This window comes from Deinococcus actinosclerus (assembly GCF_001507665.1).
GTDB classification, from domain to species: domain Bacteria; phylum Deinococcota; class Deinococci; order Deinococcales; family Deinococcaceae; genus Deinococcus; species Deinococcus actinosclerus.
The window spans coordinates 1,502,949-1,521,874 of the sequence record NZ_CP013910.1 but is presented as its reverse complement, the minus strand read 5'-3'; the positions used below and the strand labels follow the sequence as shown (position 1 = coordinate 1,521,874).

16 protein-coding genes and 1 pseudogene are annotated in these 18,926 nt (G+C 72.3%); 8 read left to right on the top strand and 9 right to left on the bottom strand.

The annotated features are described in order from the left end of the window. Nucleotides 1-3 precede the first annotated feature (3 nt). From AUC44_RS07390 to aroE, 3 genes are read right to left on the bottom strand one after another with little or no spacing between them, the layout of a single operon-like run. A complete protein-coding gene (locus tag AUC44_RS07390) occupies nt 4-1,338 on the bottom strand; it encodes a sensor histidine kinase (RefSeq protein WP_082688980.1) in 1,335 nt (444 codons plus the stop codon). After that, nucleotides 1,335-4,649 (bottom strand): CHASE domain-containing protein, encoded by a 3,315-nt coding sequence (locus AUC44_RS07385; RefSeq protein WP_335338698.1) that lies wholly within the window; start codon nt 4,647-4,649, stop codon nt 1,335-1,337. The genes AUC44_RS07390 and AUC44_RS07385 overlap by 4 nt, the downstream gene beginning before the upstream one ends. Further along, nucleotides 4,646-5,425: a shikimate dehydrogenase gene (aroE, locus tag AUC44_RS07380; RefSeq protein ID WP_062159736.1), complete on the bottom strand. Its 780-nt coding sequence runs from the start codon at nt 5,423-5,425 to the stop codon at nt 4,646-4,648. The genes AUC44_RS07385 and aroE overlap by 4 nt, the downstream gene beginning before the upstream one ends. 324 nt (nt 5,426-5,749) lie before the next feature. On the opposite strand from aroE, the pseudogene AUC44_RS07375 reads away from it, so the two are divergent. The 5 genes and pseudogenes from AUC44_RS07375 to AUC44_RS07355 all read left to right on the top strand — a co-directional run bounded on the left by AUC44_RS07375 (nt 5,750) and on the right by AUC44_RS07355 (nt 8,950). Continuing rightward, nucleotides 5,750-6,789: pseudogene (locus AUC44_RS07375) on the top strand (PhoH family protein). An 86-nt stretch (nt 6,790-6,875) separates the two neighbouring features. Beyond that, on the top strand, nt 6,876-7,343 hold the full coding sequence (gene ybeY, locus AUC44_RS07370) for an rRNA maturation RNase YbeY (RefSeq protein WP_062158059.1): 468 nt from the start codon (nt 6,876-6,878) through the stop codon (nt 7,341-7,343). A gap of 9 nt (nt 7,344-7,352) precedes the next feature. Further along, complete coding sequence (locus AUC44_RS07365; RefSeq protein ID WP_062158058.1) at nt 7,353-7,736, top strand: diacylglycerol kinase; 384 nt, start codon at nt 7,353-7,355, stop codon at nt 7,734-7,736. A 46-nt stretch (nt 7,737-7,782) separates the two neighbouring features. Next, on the top strand, nt 7,783-8,349 hold the full coding sequence (locus AUC44_RS07360; RefSeq protein WP_062158057.1) for a GNAT family N-acetyltransferase: 567 nt from the start codon (nt 7,783-7,785) through the stop codon (nt 8,347-8,349). Between the two features lies 1 nt (nt 8,350). After that, on the top strand, nt 8,351-8,950 hold the full coding sequence (locus tag AUC44_RS07355; RefSeq protein WP_062158056.1) for a hypothetical protein: 600 nt from the start codon (nt 8,351-8,353) through the stop codon (nt 8,948-8,950). 42 nt (nt 8,951-8,992) lie between these two features. Here AUC44_RS07355 and AUC44_RS07350 read toward each other — a convergent pair whose 3' ends face one another. Then, complete coding sequence (locus tag AUC44_RS07350; protein ID WP_062158055.1) at nt 8,993-10,057, bottom strand: lipid II:glycine glycyltransferase FemX; 1,065 nt, start codon at nt 10,055-10,057, stop codon at nt 8,993-8,995. Nucleotides 10,058-10,135: 78 nt separating this feature from the next. Here AUC44_RS07350 and AUC44_RS07345 point away from each other — a divergent pair, with 78 nt between their 5' ends. Continuing rightward, nucleotides 10,136-11,152, top strand: coding sequence for a peptidylprolyl isomerase (locus tag AUC44_RS07345; RefSeq protein WP_062158054.1), 1,017 nt, complete (start codon nt 10,136-10,138; stop codon nt 11,150-11,152). Between the two features lie 147 nt (nt 11,153-11,299). On the opposite strand, the gene wecB is transcribed toward AUC44_RS07345, so the two are convergent. From wecB to miaA, 5 genes are all read right to left on the bottom strand, one after another. Next, nucleotides 11,300-12,430: a non-hydrolyzing UDP-N-acetylglucosamine 2-epimerase gene (gene wecB / locus AUC44_RS07340; protein ID WP_062158053.1), complete on the bottom strand. Its 1,131-nt coding sequence runs from the start codon at nt 12,428-12,430 to the stop codon at nt 11,300-11,302. Further along, the gene (locus AUC44_RS07335) at nt 12,427-13,572 is read right to left on the bottom strand and encodes an MraY family glycosyltransferase (protein ID WP_062158052.1); all 1,146 of its coding nucleotides are present in this window, start codon (nt 13,570-13,572) and stop codon (nt 12,427-12,429) included. Before AUC44_RS07335 ends, wecB begins: the two co-directional genes overlap by 4 nt. Before the next feature lie 97 nt (nt 13,573-13,669). Beyond that, nucleotides 13,670-15,409, bottom strand: coding sequence for a WD40 repeat domain-containing protein (locus tag AUC44_RS07330; protein ID WP_157445217.1), 1,740 nt, complete (start codon nt 15,407-15,409; stop codon nt 13,670-13,672). A gap of 181 nt (nt 15,410-15,590) precedes the next feature. Beyond that, entirely contained in the window at nt 15,591-16,832 is a 1,242-nt protein-coding gene (glgC, locus tag AUC44_RS07325; RefSeq protein WP_062158050.1) for a glucose-1-phosphate adenylyltransferase, read from the bottom strand. A gap of 185 nt (nt 16,833-17,017) precedes the next feature. Next, nucleotides 17,018-17,929, bottom strand: coding sequence for a tRNA (adenosine(37)-N6)-dimethylallyltransferase MiaA (gene miaA / locus AUC44_RS07320; RefSeq protein ID WP_231724563.1), 912 nt, complete (start codon nt 17,927-17,929; stop codon nt 17,018-17,020). 84 nt (nt 17,930-18,013) lie between these two features. Here miaA and AUC44_RS07315 point away from each other — a divergent pair, with 84 nt between their 5' ends. Together AUC44_RS07315 and AUC44_RS07310 are read left to right on the top strand one after the other, a co-directional pair. Next, the gene (locus tag AUC44_RS07315) at nt 18,014-18,403 is read left to right on the top strand and encodes an Hsp20/alpha crystallin family protein (protein ID WP_062158048.1); all 390 of its coding nucleotides are present in this window, start codon (nt 18,014-18,016) and stop codon (nt 18,401-18,403) included. A gap of 142 nt (nt 18,404-18,545) precedes the next feature. Then, entirely contained in the window at nt 18,546-18,911 is a 366-nt protein-coding gene (locus AUC44_RS07310) for a phage holin family protein (RefSeq protein ID WP_062158047.1), read from the top strand. Nucleotides 18,912-18,926: the final 15 nt, after the last annotated feature.

The following is an 18,926-nucleotide window of genomic DNA, read 5'->3' as shown; positions in this document are numbered from 1 at the left end:
CCCTCACGCTAGCGCGTCCGGGCGCACGCCGCTCGGCCCTGTCCGGGTCTCTGTACCGTCCGCCCCTGTCTCCTCACGCTCGCCTTCGCGCAGCGACGTCTCGGTCAGGGCGTCCAGTTCGCTCTCGCTGAGGGTCAGGTCGCTGCTCAGGTCGTCCTCGGGCTCGTCGTCCTCCAGTTCGGGCAGGCGCACCCGGAAGGTGGCCCCGCCGCCCGGCGTGTCGATCACGTCGATGGTGCCGCCGTGCGCCGTGACGACCTGCTGCGCGATGGTCAGGCCCAGGCCGGCCGACCCGGCCTCCTTGCCGCGGTAGAACTTGTCGAAGATGCGGGGTTTGACGGCGTCGGGCACGCCGGGACCGTGATCCACGACCCGCACCTCGATCTCGCCGGCACGCGGCTCGACCTCCAGCTGCACCAGGCCGGCGTTGCCGGTCACGCGGATCGCGTTCGACACCAGGTTCACGAACACCTGGGTGAGGCGCCCGGGGTCGCCCACGATCTCGTAGTTGCCGTCCGGGGCCTGCACGCCGTAGTCGCGGCCCACCTGCCGCAGCAGGTTCCCGAGGTTCGTGAAGTGCATCTCGATGCTCTGCACGAGTTCCCCGCGCGAGAGTTGCAGCAGGTCGTTCACGAGGCGGGTCATGTTCTCCGCGACGCGCTGCGCGTCCTGGAGGGTCTGGCTGCCGCCGGCCTCGCGTTCGGCGCGGCGCAGGTAGCCGTGCAGGGCCGTCAGGGGGGTGCGCAGTTCGTGGCTGGTCTCGGCCAGGAAGGTCTTCTGGAGGTTCAGGGCCTCCTCGAGCTGCTTGGCCTGGATTTCCAGGCGCTGGCTCTGGCGTTCGGCGGTGTTACGCAGCCGCTCGACCTCGTCCAGTCGGGCGCGCAGGCGTTCGTTCAGGGCGCGGATCTCCCGCTCGGCCCGCTCACGCTGGATGCGCGACTCGACCTCGTTCATGGCGCGGCGGATGCTGGACGGCAACCGCTCGAGCCGCTGCTTGAGGATGTAGTCGGTGACGCCCTCGCGCAGGGTGTCCACGGCCGTCTCCTCGCCCATGGCGCCGGTCACGATGATGAACGGCACGCTGGGCACCCGCACGTGCGCGGCGCGGTAGGCGCTCAGGCCGTCGTAGCTGGGCAGCGCGAAGTCGCTCAGGATCAGGTGGGGCTGCACGCTGCTCAGGGCGCTCAGGAAGGCCGGTTCGTCCTCGACGCGCGTGAACTCGACCGGCCAGGGCAGCTCGGCCTCCACGTGCATGGTGACGAGTTCATGGTCGAGTTCGCTGTCTTCGAGGTGCAGGACGCGCAGGGGCGCGCCGCTGACGGGCAGGGCGTCGCTCATGCGGGCCCCTGGAGGGGCAGGGTGACGCTGAAGGTGGCGCCCTCGCCGGGGCGTCCCTCGGCGCTCACGCGGCCTCCGTGGCGGGTGACGATCCGGCGGACGTTCGCCAGGCCGATGCCGATGCCTTCGAATTCGTCGGCGCGGTGCAGTCGTTGAAACACGCCGAACAGTTTATCCGCGTAACGGGGATCGAAACCGAGGCCGTTGTCCCGGACGTTTACCGTCACTTCATGTTGAGTGGTCTCGGCGCTGACCGTCACCTGCGCCTCCTCACGGCCCCGCGAGTACTTGATGGCGTTGCTGAGCAGGTTGGTGAACACCAGGGTCAGCAGGGACTCGTCGCCCTGCACGGTGGGCAGCCTGTCCGGCAGCGTGAAGCGGATGACCCGCCCGGCCCGGTCAGGCTCCAGGCTGTGCCAGCTCGTCTCGATCACGCGCCTCAGGTCCACCGGCACCTGGCGCATCTCCTGGCGGCCCATGCGCGAGAAGGCCAGCAGATCGTCGATGAGCTGGCTCATGCGGCTGGCCGAGTCCTTGATGACCGTCAGGTAGCGCTGGCCCTTGGGGCTCAGGCCCTCGCCGGTCTCCTTGGCGAGCAGCTCGCCGAAGCCCACGATGTGCCGCAGCGGCGTGCGCAGGTCGTGGCTGACCGAGTAACTGAAGGCCTCCAGTTCGCGGTTGGCGCTCTCCAGTTCCCGGGTGCGCTGCTGCACGCGCTCCTCCAGCGACTGGTTGAGGAGCTGCAGGTCGGCCTGCGCGGCCAGCACGCGCTCCTGCAGGCGGTCGTTCGTTAGGGCGGACGCGAAACGCCCCGCGAGTTCCTGCGCGAGGTCCTGATCCCGGGCGGTCAGGGCCTGACGGTAGAGCAGGCCCAGCACGCCGATCAGCGCGCCGTCCCGGCCCGTCAGGGGGTAGAACAGCGCGCCGGTCGCGTGCACCCGGTGCAGCGCCGGATCGGCGTCAATGAATACCGGGTCCTCACTGGACATGACCTGCTCGATGGCGCGTCCGGCCACCACCTGGAGGGCCGCGGCGTGCCACGTGGCCGAGGGCGAGGACACCGCGACCAGCTGCGTCGGACTGACCGTCCACAGGGCGCCGCTGTCCACGAAGCGGGTATCCAGGCGGGCCAGCGCGGCGCGGTAGCGGTCGTGGCGCAGGTGGCTGGGGTCGTCGCTGCGTCCGGCCAGCTGCTCGGTCACGTCGGCCAGCAGGCGGGCGGTCTGCTCGGCGTACACCTGATCGTCCACGTCGGTGCTCGTCCCCACCCATTCCATGACCTGCCCCTCGCCGTCGAGCACCGGCAGGCCGCGGGTCACGAAGGCGCGGTACTGGCCGTCGGCGCGCAGCAGGCGGTGCTCGGCCTCGAAGGCCCGCCCGGTACTCAGGGCTGCCTGCCAGCCGCGCTGGTAGTCGGCGCGGTCTTCCGGGTGGATCAGGCTGCTCAGCGGCTGCGCGGCGCGCGCCTCGCCCACGAATTCCGACCAGCGGCGGTTGAAGTACGCGAACGTGCCGCGCGGGTCGGTCAGCCACACGATCTGCGGCATGCCCTCCAGCACGGCGCGGTAGCGTTCCTCGTTGCGCTGGGCGCGCCTTTCGGCCACCAGACGGTCGTGGATGTCCGTGGCGGTGGTCACCCAGCCGCTCAGCGTCTGCTCACCGGGATCGGTGGGGTCGCGCACCGGATTGACCCGCACCTGAAACCAGCGCTCGCCGCGCGCGGTGGTGAGCTGCCACTCGCTGCTGGCGTCGCGGCCGCTGGCGCCCACCTGCTCGCGCCACTGCGCGAAGGCGCCGCGCTCCTCGGGCCGCAGGTGCTCGGCCAGATCCGCCCGGCCCAGCTGCTGCTGGTGCGCGAGGTTGCGGTAACGGACGCGGCCGCTGCGGCCCGAGAGCTGCACCACGGTCGGCAGGGCGTCCAGGATGGCCCGCGAGCGCCGCTCCTCGGCCTGCACGGCCTGCTCGGCCGCCACCCGCTCGCGGATGTCCCGCACGACTTCCAGCAGGCCCAGCGGCGTGCCGTCCGGGGAGAGCACCTCGCTGCGCTGCGCCTCGCCGGAAAAGACGCTGCCATCGGCGCGCACGTAGCTGGTGGACAGCGGCGCGAAGCGGCTGCGCCCGTCGAGCCGCCGGTCGGCGTGAATGATGCCCAGCGGACGGCCCTCCAGATCGTCCCGGCCCAGCCAGTCCCGCAGGGCCCGGTTGACCAGCCGGATGCGGCCCTCGGCGTCGGTGAACACGGCGGCGTCCTGCATGGACTGGAAGATCGCCTCGAATTCCGCGCGGGCCGCCTCCTGCAGCGCGCGGGCGCCATTCAGGGAGACGTTCAGCCGCTCGGCCCGGCTGCGGGCGTCCACCTGCGCCTTGACGGTCATGAACGAGAACCCGGCGATCAGCAGGCCCAGCAGGGCGATCAGGTACGGCAGCGGCGCCGCCTCGTCGCGCCCGAAGTCGCTGCCGGCCGTGAACTCCAGCGTCCAGGACTGCCCCGCCAGGTTCAGGTCGGTGCGGGTGCGGAACACCGGCGTGCCCGCCGACGTCCCGGCCGTGAGGGACTGACCGGCCAGCCGCACCTCCGGCCGCAGCGGCGCGCCGGTGCCCGGCGTGCCCGGCGCGGGCAGCAGTCCCTGCAGGAAGGCGTCGGAGCGCACCGCGAGGTACAGCATGCCGCTGCGCCCCGCGACCGTGACCGGCAGGACGATCAGGAAGCCCGGTATGGCGCGGCCCTGCGCGTCCCGCTGCGCGAGGCCCAGCGGCGCGGTCACCTGCGCCTGCCCGCTGCGGGCCGCCGCCTGGAAGGCCGCGCGGCGCAGCGGCTCGCTGTTCATGTCGTACCCCAGCACCGCCAGGTTGGTGGGCGTGCTGGGCGCCACGCGCGAGATCACGACCCGCTCGGGCTGCACCGGGCCGCTGGCGCGGATCTGGACGTCGGGCGCCACCGTGCGCCGCAGCTCGGTCTGGAGCGCCGCCGACGCGCCGCTGGGAATGCGGGCGGCGTAGCCGAGCGCCTGCACGCCGGGGTAGCGGTCGGCGAGGTTCAGGCCATTGACGTACCGCACGAAGTCCTGCTCGGTGCTGCTGGGCCCCAGGGTCAGCCAGCTCGACCGGGTGGCTTCCAGCAGGCGCTCGTACACCGAGACGCGCTCCCGCAGGGCCTGGGTGTACGCGTCGGCTTCCCGCTCGAAGCGGCTGCGCTGCTGCTCCTGCACGAACGCGTGCACCACGAACGCCACGAGCAGGGTCAGGATCACCACCAGCAGCATGACCTGCAGGGGCACCTGACGTCCGCGCGCCCGGTGCAGCGCCGTCACGCGGGCTCCGGGGGCCGCAGGGCGTCCAGGAACACGTGGGCGGGCACGTCCGCGCCCGTCCAGGCGCGGAAGGCCAGCCGCGCCTGATGGGCCAGCATGCCCAGGCCGTTGTCGGCGCTCAGGCCGAGGGCGCGCGCCTCGCGCATCAGGCGGGTCTCGGCGGGCTTGTAGACCATGTCGTACACGAGCGCCCCCGCCGGCAGCCGGGCCAGCAGGGCGGCGTCCAGCGGGGTCTGCCCGGGGTCGTTCAGGCCGGCGCTGCTGGCGTTGATGACCAGCGGCGCGGCGTCCCAGGGCGTGGCCCCGGCGGACGCCGCCCGCACCTCCCCGAACGCCCGGAACTCGTCCGCGAGGGCCTGCGCGCGCTCCAGGGTGCGGTTCACGATCCAGGCCGGGCGGCGCAGGTCGCGCAGCGCCACGAAGGCGGCGGCGCGCGCCGCGCCCCCGGCGCCCAGGATCACGACCGGCGCGCCGGGCGAGAGCTCGGCGAGGCCAGCGTCGCGCAGGGCCGCCAGCAGGCCGGGCGCGTCGGTGTTCTCGCCGCGCAGCTGCCCGGCCTCGTGGATGACGGTGTTCACCGCGCCGATGGCGCGCGCGGCGTCACTGAGCGCATCGAGTAGCGGCAGCGCCGCTTCCTTGTGCGGCAGGCTGAGGTTCGCGCCCAGCACGTCCGGCGCGCGCAGGCCCGCGACGGCGGCGGGCAGTTCGGCGGCGCTCACGCGCCGCGCCTCGTAGGTGCCGCGCAGCCCGGCGTGCGCGAAGGCCGCGCCATGCATGCGCGGCGAGAGCGAGTGCGCCGCTGGATCCGCGAACAGGAAGGCGCGCGGGGTCTTCAGTCGATCCGGGACGGTCACGCGCCCAGTGTACGGGGGCGCGCGGTGGCAAGTCTGAAGGAACTGGCGGAAATGGCGGATGCAGCTGCCCGCGTCAGCGGCGCACAATGTGCCAGGGAGCACCCCGGACCCCGCGCCCGTGCGCGAGACTGCGGGCCTTCCGCACGACCCTTCCGTCCCTCTTCCCTCCGCCCCACCCGTGCGGGCGAGGACCGCGCCCCGCGCACTGGAGTTGATTTGACACAGCCTCAACAGGACAGCGGCACCCTGCCTACCCCCGGCGCGTTCAGCGCGACCGTGACCCTGGAAAACCAGCGCGAGGCGTACGCGCTGCTCGGGCGGGAGACGCGAACCTGCGCCGCATGCGCGAACTGACCAAGGCGAAACTGGTGGCGCGCGGCGAGACCATCACGATCACCGGTGACCAGGATCAGGTCGCGTCGGCCGAGCGCATGGTGCGCGACGCCCTGGACGTGGTGCGGGGCGGCGGCGAACTGACCCCCGACAGCCTGCTGCGCTCGGCGCGCCTGAGCGGCGAGGGCCGCAGCCTCGCGGCCGAGACCCAGGTGACCGGCCTGAGCCTCCCGCGCGGCCTGAAACCTAAGACGCCCGGCCAGAAGCTGTACCTCGACAGCATCGACAAGAGCGACATCACCTTCGGGATCGGCCCGGCCGGCACCGGCAAGACGTACATGGCGGTTGCCATGGCCGTGCAGGCCCTGAAGGCCAAGAAGGTCAAGCGCATCATCCTGACCCGCCCGGCCGTGGAGGCTGGGGAGCGCCTGGGCTTCCTGCCGGGCGACCTGCAGGCCAAGATCGACCCGTACCTGCGCCCGCTGTACGACGCGCTGCAGGACATGCTGGACCAGGAGAAGTTCGAGTCGTACCTGACGAGCGGCGTGATCGAGATCGCCCCGCTGGCGTTCATGCGCGGCCGCACGCTGAACGACGCGTTCATCATTCTGGACGAGGCGCAGAACACCACGGGCGAGCAGATGAAGATGTTCCTGACCCGCATGGGCTTTTCCAGCAAGGTCGTCGTGACCGGCGACGTGACGCAGATCGACCTGCCGCGCCACGTCACGAGCGGCCTGGCAGTCGCCAAGCGCGTGCTGGGCAACATCGACGGCATCGCGTGGCATGAGTTCACGGACGCGGACGTGGTCCGCCACCCGCTGGTGGGCCGCATCATCAAGGCGTACGAGACAGCCGAGAACGCCGAGCAGGACAAGCGCGCCGCGCGCCGAGGCGAGTTCGCCAGCATTCCCGAGGGCGAAGGGGACGGCGCGGCGGAGAGCGAGAGGTAAATAGTCGATCGTTGATGAGGAGGCCCGGCGCGCACAGCTGCCGGGCCCTTTCCATCTGCCATCAGCCATCCTCTATCCTCTACGGAGTGATTGATCTGATTGTCCGCAAGACGCCCCCCGCCGGTCTGCGTCCCGCGCTGCGCGGGAGCCTGGAGGCGGTGATGGTGCACTTCGGCGTGCCGGAGCGCGAGGTGACGGTCGTGCTCGTCGGGGACCGCACCATCCGCGCCCTGAAGCGCGAGCACTGGGGTGAGGACGCCGTGACGGACGTGCTGAGTTTCCCCACCTGGGAGCCGGGTGATCCGTTCATCCCGCCTCACCTGGGGGACATCGTGATCAGCCTGGACACCGCCGCGCGGCAGGCAGAGGCGCGCGGGCACAGCCTGACGCGCGAGGTGGCGCTCCTGGCCAGCCACGGCCTGACGCATCTGGTGGGGCACGACCATCCGCACGCGGAGGGCCTGGGCTTCGAGGAGGGCGCGACCGGCCCCGAGTGGGCGGTCTTCCACGGCGCGTGGGACGCGGCCCGCGCGGCCCTGCCCGACGGGGCCTGAGCCGCCGACATGCGCAGTGACGGCTCGGCCTGGAACGCGCGGCGCTGGCAGCGCTCGGCGGGGTTCGCGTGGGCGGGCGTCCGGCACGCCTACCGCACGCAGGCGAATTTCCGCATCGAGTGCTGGGCCGCCGCCCTGGCGCTGGGGGCGGCGCTGGCCCTGCGCGTCCCGCTCGCCCCCGTGGCGCTGGCCTGCGCGCTGGTGCTGAGCCTGGAACTCGTGAACACCGCGCTGGAGGCGACCGTGGATCTCGTCAGCCCGGAGCGGCACCCGCTGGCGAAGGTGGCGAAGGACGCCGCCGCCGCCGCCGTGCTGATCGCGTCGGCGGGCGCGCTGCTCGTCGCGGCGGGCACGCTGCTGCCCGCGCTGCTGCGGGCGCTGAAGCTCAGCTGAAGGCCCGCACGCGGTCCGGGGGGCGTGGGTGTGGCAGCATGCGCGCGTGTCCTCCCCTGCCGACCTCTCCCCTGCCGCCGTGAGCCTGCGGGGTCGCCGCCCGCGTGACGTGCCGGTGCTGACCCGCTGGCTGACCGACCCGGACGCCGCGTGGCGCGCCTGGGACGCCCCGTACCTGCCCCCTGGGGACACCACCGCGAACCTGCAGCGGTACGCGCAGGCGCTGGCGTCCAGCCCGCCGAACCCGAACGAGCGGGTGATCGACGTGGGCGGCGTGGTGGTGGGCATGGTGAACCGCGCCGAGGAGGACCCGGTGGGGGGCGGCTGGTGGGATCTGGGCATCCTGATCTACTCGGCGGAGCACTGGGGTCGGGGCCTGGGGTCGCGGGCGCTGGCGCTGTGGGTGCAGGCCACGCTGGACGAGACCGACGCGCACGTCCTGACCTTCAGCACCTGGGGCGGGAACGACCGCATGATCCGCGCGGCCCTGCGGCTGGGCTTCCGGGAGGCCGGGCGGGTGCGCGAGGCGCGCGTGGTGCGCGGCGAGCGCTTCGACGCGGTGCGGCTGGACCTGCTGCGGCGCGAGTGGCCGGGCCTGGACGGGCGGCGCTGAGGTGGCGCGCGGCGAGACACCGGTCAATCCGCCAGGGTTCCTGGCGACGCAGGACCTCAAGGAGCGCGGCTGGACGCCCGCGCTGATCCGCCGCTTCCTGGGCGAGCACGACCGGACGCGCCCGAACGGCCTGCGGATGGGCCGCCGCCGCCTGCCTCCGGTGAAGCTGTACGAGGAGGCGCGCGTGCTGGAGGTCGAGCGGGACGACACGTTCCTGGCGGCGCAGGCGCGCGCGGCGGACGCGCGGGAACGCGCCGAGCAGACCCGCGCGTCGCGCGCCCTGGCGCGGCAGGAGTTGCTGGAACGCGCGGCGGCCGAGTACGTGCCGGTCATCCACCCCGAGCCGCTGCGCAAGGGCTCGGTGCGCAAGGCGCGCGAGCCGTACCAGGGGGCGCTGGACGCCCGGCTGGAGGCCCTGCGCCGCGAGATCCCGAAGCTGACGGCCAGGGAGGAGACCACACTGGCCGGGCTGCTGCGCACGCAGCTGGACCGCGCCCTGCATGTCGCCTATCCCTGGTACCCGTCGCCGGACGCGCCGGCGGCATCCGCCGGGCCGGGCGCGGCCAGGGCCAGCGACTGGCGCGAGTGGGACTGGGACTGACCGCCGGGGACCACGCCCGCGCATGGCCGCCGGCAGCGCCGCCTACAGCACGTCGTCGGCGCTGCCGCGTTTGCGGAGGTTGTTCTGCGTCTTGCGCCAGCGCAGCGCCCTGACGATGGCGGGCGCGGCGGGGTTGAGGTTCAGGTCGTACGCGGGGTACCAGACGCGCTGCTCGCTGAACTTCAGCTTCATCTTGAACACGCCGTACGAGTGCTTGCTCTCGTCCAGCACGCGCGGAATGCCCCAGAAGTCGAAGAGCTCGTACCCGCGCTGCTTGGCGTCGAGCATGGCGTTCCAGTAGAAGGCGTCCGGGGCCTTGGCGTCCTTCAGGGGGCTGCCGTCCTCGTTCACGCGGTCGTCGCGGACGCTGCCGCCGAACAGGTAGTAGGTCCCCTTGCCCATCGCCAGGAAGAAGCCCCCAGCCAGGGCGCGGCCCTGGTAGCGCGACAGGACGATGTACGCCTCGCCGCCGTGCGCGTTGCCCTCACGCAGCATGGTCTCGTAGTACGCGCGGGGGAACGCCCCGAGTTTGGCGCGTTCGTTCGTGGCGGTGAAGATCTCCCAGAACGCGTCGAAGTCGTCGTCGCGCCCGGCCACGACGCCGAGCTTCTGCGCGGTGCGGACGTTGCGCCGCGCCATGGAGTGCAGGTCCGCGAAGAGCTCGTCCTCGCTGCGGGTCAGGTCGGCCACGATGGTGTGCTCCGGCTGCTCGGTGTCGGCGCGGCGGAACGGGCCGTAGCCCTCGGGCAGCGTGACGCCCTCGGCCGCCAGGAACGGCACGGGCGGCTCGATCTTCAGCAGGGCGTCGGTGGGCCGCGCGATGCGCTTCACCGCGTCGGCGACGTCGGGCAGCAGGTCCAGCGACTCCAGCGCGGGGCCGCGCGGGGCGTACAGGGTGCTGAAGCCCGGCACGAGCCGCTTGCGGATCAGTTGCAGGGCGCCGACCGTGCGGCCACCCTGCTGGATCAGGTACCGGGCGGGGGTCTGCCCGAGCTGCCGCCTGGCCTCGCCGTAGCCCCAGCCCTGCAGGGCACTGGTGATGGGCAGGGTCCGCACGGCGTCGTCATAGACGCGCGGGTCGGTGGTTTCCACGAGGTTCAGGCGCACGCGGGGGATTGTAGCAGTCACGCGCCGCATTCACGCCGCTGTCACGGTGCAGCGGCGCGGGGACGCTAGAGTGGCGGGGTGAAACAATTCCTGTTGACTGCCCTGCTGCTGTCCGGGGCTGCCCTGGCTCAGACCGACACGACCGCCCCGGCGACGCCGGCCCCGGCCATCACGGCCCCCGCCCCCACGACCGCCGCGCCCGCCCAGGACCCGGCGGCCGTCGTGGCCCGCGTGGGCGCGCAGTCGTACACCCTCGCCACCTACGAGCAGGCGTTCCGCCTGGCCGTGGCCCGCGTGCTGAACGCCCAGGGCATCCCCTTCGAGGATAGCTACCTGACCCAGTTCGCCGAGGCCCGCGCGGACTTCTTGAAGCAGTACGTGCGTGACCGCGCCGTGGAGCAGCTCGCCCGCGCGTCCGGCAGCGCCGACGCGGCGGTGATCGACACCCAGATGCAGGAAGCCCGCGCGGACTTCAAGGACGACGCCGAGTTCCTGGACGCCCTGAAGGCCACCGGGTACGGCAGCGCCGACGACCTGCGCGCCGAACTGGAACGCCGCGCCGTGGTGAACGCGTACCTGGAGAAGGTGCAGGGCCGCTTCACGTTCGGGGACGCGCTGGTGAACGGGTTCTACAACCTGCACAAGGCCGAGTTCCAGCGCGACCCGGAAGCCTGCGTGAAGCACATCCTGGTGCCCACCCAGGCCGAGGCGCAGGCCATCGCCAAGGAGCTCGAGGGCGGCGCGGACTTCGCGGCGCTCGCCAAGGCCAGGAGTCAGGATCCGGGCAGCGCCGCGCAGGGCGGCGACCTGGGCTGCTTCGGCCCCGGCGAGATGGTCGCGTCCTTCGACACGGCCAGCTTCAAGGGCCCGCTGAACAAGGTGCAGACCGTGCAGTCCCAGTTCGGCTGGCACCTCGTGCTCGTCACCAAGCGCACCGAGGCCGGCCTGATGCCCTTGACGGAGGCCGCGCCGCTGATCCGCGCCAAACTGTCGAGCGAGGCGGCGCAGAAGTACCTCGACGCGCAGATCGCCAAACTGCGCACCGAAAGCTTCCCCGACCGGGTCCAGGTGACGGTCGCGCCCGCCGACAAGTAAGCCCGCACCCGGGGGAGGGATGGAGATGACGGCCCTCTCGGCTCCCGGACGGCCGGGAAGCAAGCTTCAACCAAGACAGGACGGACAGGAGCTCCCCTGTCCGTCCTGCTTTTCCCTGCTCCCTGCTCTTTCCTGCTGCTGCCCCGGTCAGCTCCAGTCGGCCGGCCGATCCGCCAGCCCGAAGTGCCACGCGATGGCCTGCGCGATGCGCCGCGCGGCCTGACCGTCGCCGTAGGGGTTGCGGGCGGCGCGCATGGCCGCCAGGGTCGCCTCCTGATCCAGCAGGGCGTTCAGGATGGCTTCCAGCTGCGCCGGGTCGTTCCCGGCGAGGCGCAGGACGCCGGCCTCGACCCCCTCGGGCCGCTCGGTGACGTTGCGCAGCACCGCGACCGGCACGCCCAGCGCGGCGCCCTCCTCCTGCAGGCCGCCGCTGTCGGTCGCGAGCAGGCGTGAGGCGGCCATCAGGGGCGCCATGTCGCTGTAGTCGAGGGGATCGGTCAGCTCGAAGTTGGGCACGCCCGCCAGGGCCGGACGCACCGCCTCCTGCACGGCGGGCGAGAGGTGCACCGGGTAGATGAAGTGGTGATCCGGGTGGGCCTGCGCCACGCGGGCGAGCGCCTGGGCCATCTCGCGCATCACGGGCTGGTTCTCGCGGCGGTGCATGGTGACGGTCACGAGGGGCTGGCCGGCGTCCACGCGGGCCTGCCACCCGGCGCGCAGGGGCACGCGCCCGGCCACCTCGCGCACGGCGTCCACGGCGGTCTGCCCGGTCACCACGATGCCCTCGGCCGCCTTGCCCTCGCGCAGCAGGTTGGCCTTGCTGCCGGCCGTGGGCGCGAAGTCCAGGGTGGACAGCACCCCGGTCAGGCGGCGGTTGGCTTCCTCGGGGAAGGGTTCACGCAGGCTGCCGCTGCGCAGCCCCGCCTCGACGTGTCCGACCGGGATGCCCTCGTAGAAGGCGCTCAGGGCCACGCAGAAGCTCGTACTCGTGTCCCCATGGACGAGGACCATGTCCGCGCCCATCTCGCGCAGGGTGCGCCCGGCCTGCGGCACGATCCGCGCGGTCAGGTCGGCGAGGGTCTGCCGGTCGGTCATGACGTTCAGGTCCCGGTCGGGGACCAGACCGAACACACCCAGCGCGCCGTCGAGCATCTGCCGCTGCTGCCCGGTCGAGAGGATCAGGGGCGTCAGGCCGCTCTGGGCCTCCACGGCGCGGTACACGGGGGCCATCTTGGTGGCCTCGGGTCGCGTCCCGAAGGCCAGAACAATCTTCTTCATTCGTCGTCTCCCTCTCCGGTCTGGGCGAGTTCGAGGTTGCGGGCGCGGACGCGGCGGTACGCCACGAACAGCAGACAGAGCATGGCGGCCGCGATGGTACCGGCGATCGCCTGCACGCGCAGGCCCTGGAGGCTCATCCCGACCGCGCCGCAGGCCAGCGCGATCAGCCACAGGATCACGGCGGTGCGGCGGGCGCTGCTCGTGCGGGCCAGCACGCGGTGGTGGATGTGGGTCTTGTCGGGGTGGCGCAGCGGGTTGCGGATGCCGCGCGCCAGCCGGCCGATGACCACCTGGGTGGTGTCCACCAGCGGCAGCGCCAGCACGATCAGCGGCACGATCAGGCTGGCGCCCGCACTGAACTTCAGGGTGCCCAGCAGGCTCACGGCGGCCAGGGTGTAGCCGAAGAGGGTGCTGCCCGCGTCCCCCATGATGATGCGGCTGGGATTGAAGTTGTGCCGCAGGTACCCCAGGGCCGCGCCGGACAGCCCCGCCAGCAGCACGACGGCCGCGGCGCGGTCCGGGAACTGCGCGGCGGTGGCGAGCAGCACGAAGCTGGCCACGAAGGCCACGCCCCCCACCACGCCGTCCACGCCGTCGAGGAGGTTCACGGCGTTCGTGAGGCCCACCACCCACAGGACCGTGACCAGGCTGCTCAGCGGCTGGTTCACGGCGTCCGGCAGCACCGGCAGGAAGGGAATGGCGTTGAAGTCGATCCGCAGGTCGTTGACCAGCAGCAGCACCGCCGCGAGCGTCTGCACGAGCAGGCGCGTGACGGGCGAGAGGCCGTACTGGTCGTCGATGAACCCGACCAGCACCAGCATGGACGCCCCCAGCAGGATCGCGAGCACCTGGATGTTCACGATGTCCACCGCGATGGGCCGCAGCGCCCACGCCAGGATGATGCTCACGATGAACCCGCCGTAGATGGCGAGCCCCCCGGCGTTGGGCAGGGGCTCCTTGTTCAGGCGGCGTTCGTTGGGCTGGTCGGCCCAGCCGACCTGGATGGCGAAGTCACGCAGGCGCGGGATGAAGAACCAGGTGAACACCCCGGCGCTGACGAAGGTGATCAGGACACTGAGGAAGCCCCGTCCGGTCAGGTCGGCGATGCCCAGTTGGGCGGCAATTGAACGGATCGACTCCATAAACGGCCCCAAGTGTAACGGCTGCCACGACCGGAAGGTTCAGGTGGATTGAAGGCGGTCTCATCCAGTGCGGCGCCCGGCCGGCACCGGCGGACGGTCAGGGCGTCACGGTGAGGGTCGTGACGCTGCCCAGTCCGTCCAGCGGCCCGGCGCCGACATGCAGGCTGCGGCTGTCGGCGCTCCAGGCGAGAAAGGCGGGGGGGCCGTCCAGCGGGGCGCTGCGGGCCAGCTCCCGGCCACTGGCGGGATCGTGCAGGGTCACGACCCAGCCGCCCGACGTGGACGTTCCCAGCGCCAGCAGCGTGCTGTCCGGACTGAACCGGGCGGGCGCGCCGCCCCCCAGGGTGGCGACCGGCTGCCGCTGGCCCGGCAGGTACAGATCCGTCCGGCCGTCGGCCCGCAGGTACGCGAAGACGCCCTTACCGCTGATCTGCACGTCCCGGTACAGCACGCCCGGCTGCGCGGGCAGCGCGAAGGTCTTGCGGCTGGCGAGCAGCATGACGCGAGGGTCGCCGCTGGCCGGGAACAGGTAGGCGCGGGTGGCGTCGGGCGAGACGGTCACGCGCGCGTAGGCGCCGGGCGCGCTGACGATCACCCGGCCGGTCTTCTGCGCGGTGACACTGAATCCCTGGCCGTTCCAGGTGGCGGCGTGGTTGCCCCAGTGGTTCAGGCTCAGGTGGTCAGCGGCGCGCTGCCCGGGCAGGGGCCGCAGGGCCGCGCCCTGCACCTCGGCCAGGGCGCCCGCCCGCAGCGTGAAGGCGGCGCGTCCCGCGCCCGCCACCTCCTGCACGCCACTGGCCAGCCCCCGGCCGTCCGGTCCGCGCAGGGCGCCGCCTGTCAGGGTCAGCAGCGTTCCGTCACTCCCCACGGCGCCGCCGGAGACGACCCCCGGCAGGGTCAGGAGGGGCTGGGCGCCGCTCAGATCCGGGCGGCTGAGGTTCAGGCTGAGCCCGGTCAGGGTCAGCAGGTCCTCCGCACCAGTCAGGATTGCCGGTGCGCCCCGCAGGCCCGGCACCACCCGGCGGGTCTCACGGTGCCCGGTCTGAAGGTCGCGGACCTGCGTCTCGCCGTCTCGCAGGATCAGCGCGGTGTTGTCCCGCAGGGGCAGCGCGCTGGTCGGCCCGGCCAGTTCAGGGTCGGCGGCGCGCAGCACCGTCGTGGCGGGGTAGCCGTCTCGCAGCGCCGTGACGCCCTGGGCCGTCTGGACGGTGGCGCTGCGCCCGTCGGCACTGAAGTGCACGGCGCCGGGCGGGCACGCCGCGTCGCAGCTGCTGCCGCTCAGGACGCGCAGGGTACCGGCGTCGATCAACTGGGTCCGCTCGCCGCGGCCCACGACTGCCCGCATTCCGTCGGGGGCCACGACCAGGGTGGTGACCGGCGTCCGGTCAAGCGCCGCGCGCGTGAGGCCCGGCAGCGTGATCCGTTCCAGGCCCGCCGGTGAGCCGATCAGCAGCGTGCCGTCTGCCGTGAAGCCGGCGCCGCTGAGCCCCGGGATGGGCAGCGTGCCCGTGACGCTGCGGGTGGACAGGTCAAGCAGGTCGAGCCGCCCGTCACCCAGCACGGCGGCCTGCCGCGCGTCCACGCTGACGGTCACGCCCTGGCAGGGCCCGGGCAGGGCCACGCCGCTCGGGCGGACGGGGCTGGCCGCGTTCACGCTGAGCAGGCGCGCGCCCAGACACAGGTGCAGCCGCCCGGCCGTGTCCCAGGCGACGGCCTGCAGCGCGCCCGGACCGGGCAGGCTGGGGCTCTCGCGGAACGTCAGGGTCACGCCGCCCGCCGCGCCGAGCGTCAGGGCGACCCCCAGACTGCCCGCACGGCGCAGTGCGGGACGGAGCAAAGTGAGACGGGGCAAGGTGATACGGAACAGGCGGGACACGCGGCGGAGTGTAGCGTGACCCACCTGACAGCGGCCTTGCCGTGCGCTGGACAGCCCCCGGTAGCGACAAAGGCGGGCCCTTCCAGCTGCTCTCCGGCCGGGCCCACCTTCAGCCGCGCACCGGGTGCGGTCCCTCAGGGGATCAGAAGGTGTAGCCCTTCGGCACCACGACCACGCCGCTGTCGGTGACGTTGAACCCGTGTTCGCGGTCCTCTTCCGCGTTCAGGCCGATCTTCATGCCGGGCGGGATCACCACGTTCTTGTCCACGATGCAGTTGCGCAGGTGGGCGTGTCGGCCGACCTCCACGTCGTCGAACAGGACGCAGCTTTCCACCAGCGAATACGAGTGGGTGCGCACGTTGCGCCCCAGGACACTGTCGCGGACGGTGCCGCCGCTGATGATCGTGCCGCCGGCCATGATCGAGTTGAAAGCCTGCCCCTTGCGGCCGTCGCTCTCGTGGACGAACTTGGCGGGCGGGGAGAACTCGCTGCTGGTGCGCAGCGGCCACTGCGGGTTGTAGATGTCGAACTCGGGGTTCACGCTGACCAGGTCCATGTTCGCCTCGAAATAGGCGTCCAGCGTCCCCACGTCGCGCCAGTAGGTGTTCGGACCGGCCTGACCGGGGATGGGGTTGTGGTGGAAGTCGTAGGCCATGACGTTGTAGCCGTCGCTCAGGGCGCGGGGGATCACGTCACCGCCGAAGTCGAAGCCTGCCTCGCCGCCGCCCATGTTCGTCTCGAGCAGTTCCTCCAGCGCGCGGCGCGAGAAGATGTAGTTGCCCATACTCGTCAGGCTGGTACCCTCCTGCCCCGGAATGCTGGGCGGGTTCTTGGGTTTTTCCAGGAAGTCCGTGACGCGCCAGTTGTGATCGACGTGCATCACGCCGAACTGGTGCGCCTGCGCCTGCGGCATCGGGTAGGCGGCGATGGTCACGTCCGCGCGGGTTTCGATGTGCTTTTGCAGCATGTGCTCGACGTTCATCTTGTAGATGTGATCGCCGCTGAAGATGGCGACGTAGTCGGCCTCGTAGTTGTCGATGAGGTGCATGTTCTGGTACACGGCGTCGGCGGTCCCGCGGTACCACACCGGCCCGAGTTCCTCGATGCGGTACATCTGGGCGGGGACCAGCGTGATGAAGTAGTCGCTGAGGAACGTCCCGAAGCGCCAGCCGCGCTGGATGTGCTCGGTGAGGCTCTGCGCCTTGTACTGCGTGAGCACGTAGATGGAGAACACACCGCTGTTGATGAAGTTGTTGATCGCGAAGTCGATGATGCGGTACTTGCTGCCGAACGGCACGGCCGGCTTGCTGCGCTTCTGCGTCAGCGGGGCCAGGCGACTGCCCTGTCCGCCCGCGAGGATCATTCCCAGAACGCGTGGTTTCATGTGTGTTCCCTCCCAGTAGATGCCGGTGGACGTGGGCTGACGGGTCCTGCGTGCGCTCACAATACCCGGGCCCGGGGCGGCTGCGTGCACCTCAGCCTGAACGAGTGGGCGCCCTCGCCGGGCCGCCGCGCGGGGCGCCGGCCGGGGCGGCACGTCAGGGTCAGCGGTCAGAGACGCCGCCCACCCTAGCGGGCGAGCTGACGGGTCAGGTGCCGCGCGGCTTCATGCGGGCTTAACAGCGGGGCGCGCAGCTGGGTGCGGATGAAGGTGAGCTGCCGCTTGGCGTACTGCCGGGTGGCGAGCGTGATCTGCGCGGCGGCCTCCGGCACGCCCAGGGTGCCGCGCGCGACCGCCAGCGCCTCGCGGTAGCCCAGGGTCTGCCACGCGGTGGGGCGCGGTTCCAGCGCCGGGTCGAGCCGGTCGGCCAGCCACGCGGCCTCCGGCGCCCAGCCCCGGCGGAACATCTCCAGCGTGCGGGCGTGCACGCGGGCCTCGAGCTCCTGCGGCGCGCGCGTGAACGCGATGGGCGCGTACGTGAAGGCCGGTTCGCTGCGGCCGAACGCCCCCGGGTACCGGCCGGTGCGGCGGTAGACCTCCACGGCGCGCACCACGCGGCGGGGATTGCGTTCCATGCGCGCCGCCTCGGCCGGATCGGTCGCAGCGATCCCGGCCAGCAGGGCCTCCAGGCCGCGCGCCTCCAGCTCCGCCTCCACCTGCGCGCGCACCTGCGGGTCGCTGGGCGGCGTCTGCGGCAGGCCACTCATCAGACCCTGCAGGTAGAAGCCGGTGCCCCCCACGACCAGCGGGGTCCGGCCGCGCGCCAGGACGTCCCGGATGGCGGCCTCGGCCAGGGTCACGAAGCGCGCCACGTCGAAGGGCTCGGTCACGTCGGCCACGTCGATCAGGTGGTGCGGCACCTGCGTCCGCTCGGCCGCGTCCGGTTTGGCCGTGCCGATGTCCAGCCCCCGGTACACCGTGAAGGCGTCCGCACTGATGATCTCCGCCCCGGCGGCGCGCGCCGCGGCCAGGGCCAGCGCGGACTTGCCGGCGGCGGTCGGGGCGGTCAGGATCGGGATGGGGCGGGACTCGTGCGGCACGCGCCCGATCATAGCGGCGCCCGGTCTGTCCTGGGCTGGCGGGCGCACAGTGTGCCCGGCCCGGCGGGTGCTAGCCTGGGCCGCATGAACGAGCCGGTGCTGGCGCGACTGCAACACCTCATGACGCTGCGCGAGGAGGTCGAGTCCCTCGCGGGCGTGGGGCCCTGGACGCCCGCTGCCGACTGGTGCGACGGCGACACCCACCTGGAACTGCACCTGGACGTGCCCGGCGTGCAGCCGGGCAGCCTGGAACTGCTGGAGGAGGGCGACACGGTGACCGTGGCCGGGCAGCGCCCGGAGGGGACGCGGCTGCTGCACACCGAGCGGCCCAGCGGGACGTTCCGGCGGACCTTCACCTTCCCGGAGCCCGTCATGGCGCAGTCCGGGCAGGCGACCCTCAGCGGCGGGGTGCTCGTCGTGAAGTTCGAGAAACGCCACCCCACCATCAACGTGCCGGTGCGCGGCGAGGACTGAGCCGGGCGTCACCCGGCCCGCCGCCCCCGGCCGGTCACCCGCTGGGCACCCCTGCCCGCCGGGCGTGACCCGACCTTCACCTCTCCTCTACCTGCCCCGGCACAGCGGACCGGTCCCGGGGGGCATCCCGTATCCTGCGGGTATGGGTTTCGTTCTTCGGTTGCTGGTCAGTGCGCTGGCCCTGTACCTCCTGACCCGCGTGTACGGCGGCGTGAGTTTCGCGCCGGGCGCGGACGTGCTGAGCGTGGTGATCGCGGCGCTGGTCATGGGGATCGTGAACGCGCTGGTGCGGCCGGTGCTGCTGCTGCTGTCGCTGCCGGTGAACATCCTGACGCTGGGCCTGTTCACGCTGGTCGTGAATGGCGTGGTGCTGTGGCTGGTGGCCGCCGCGACCGCCCTGAACGTGAACGGTTTCGGCGCGGCGATCGTCGGCGCGGTGGTGCTGGCCGTGATCTCCTGGGTGCTGGACGCCCTGGTCAGCGCGCTGGGTCTGGAGCGTCGCCAGTGACGGCGGCGGTGCGGC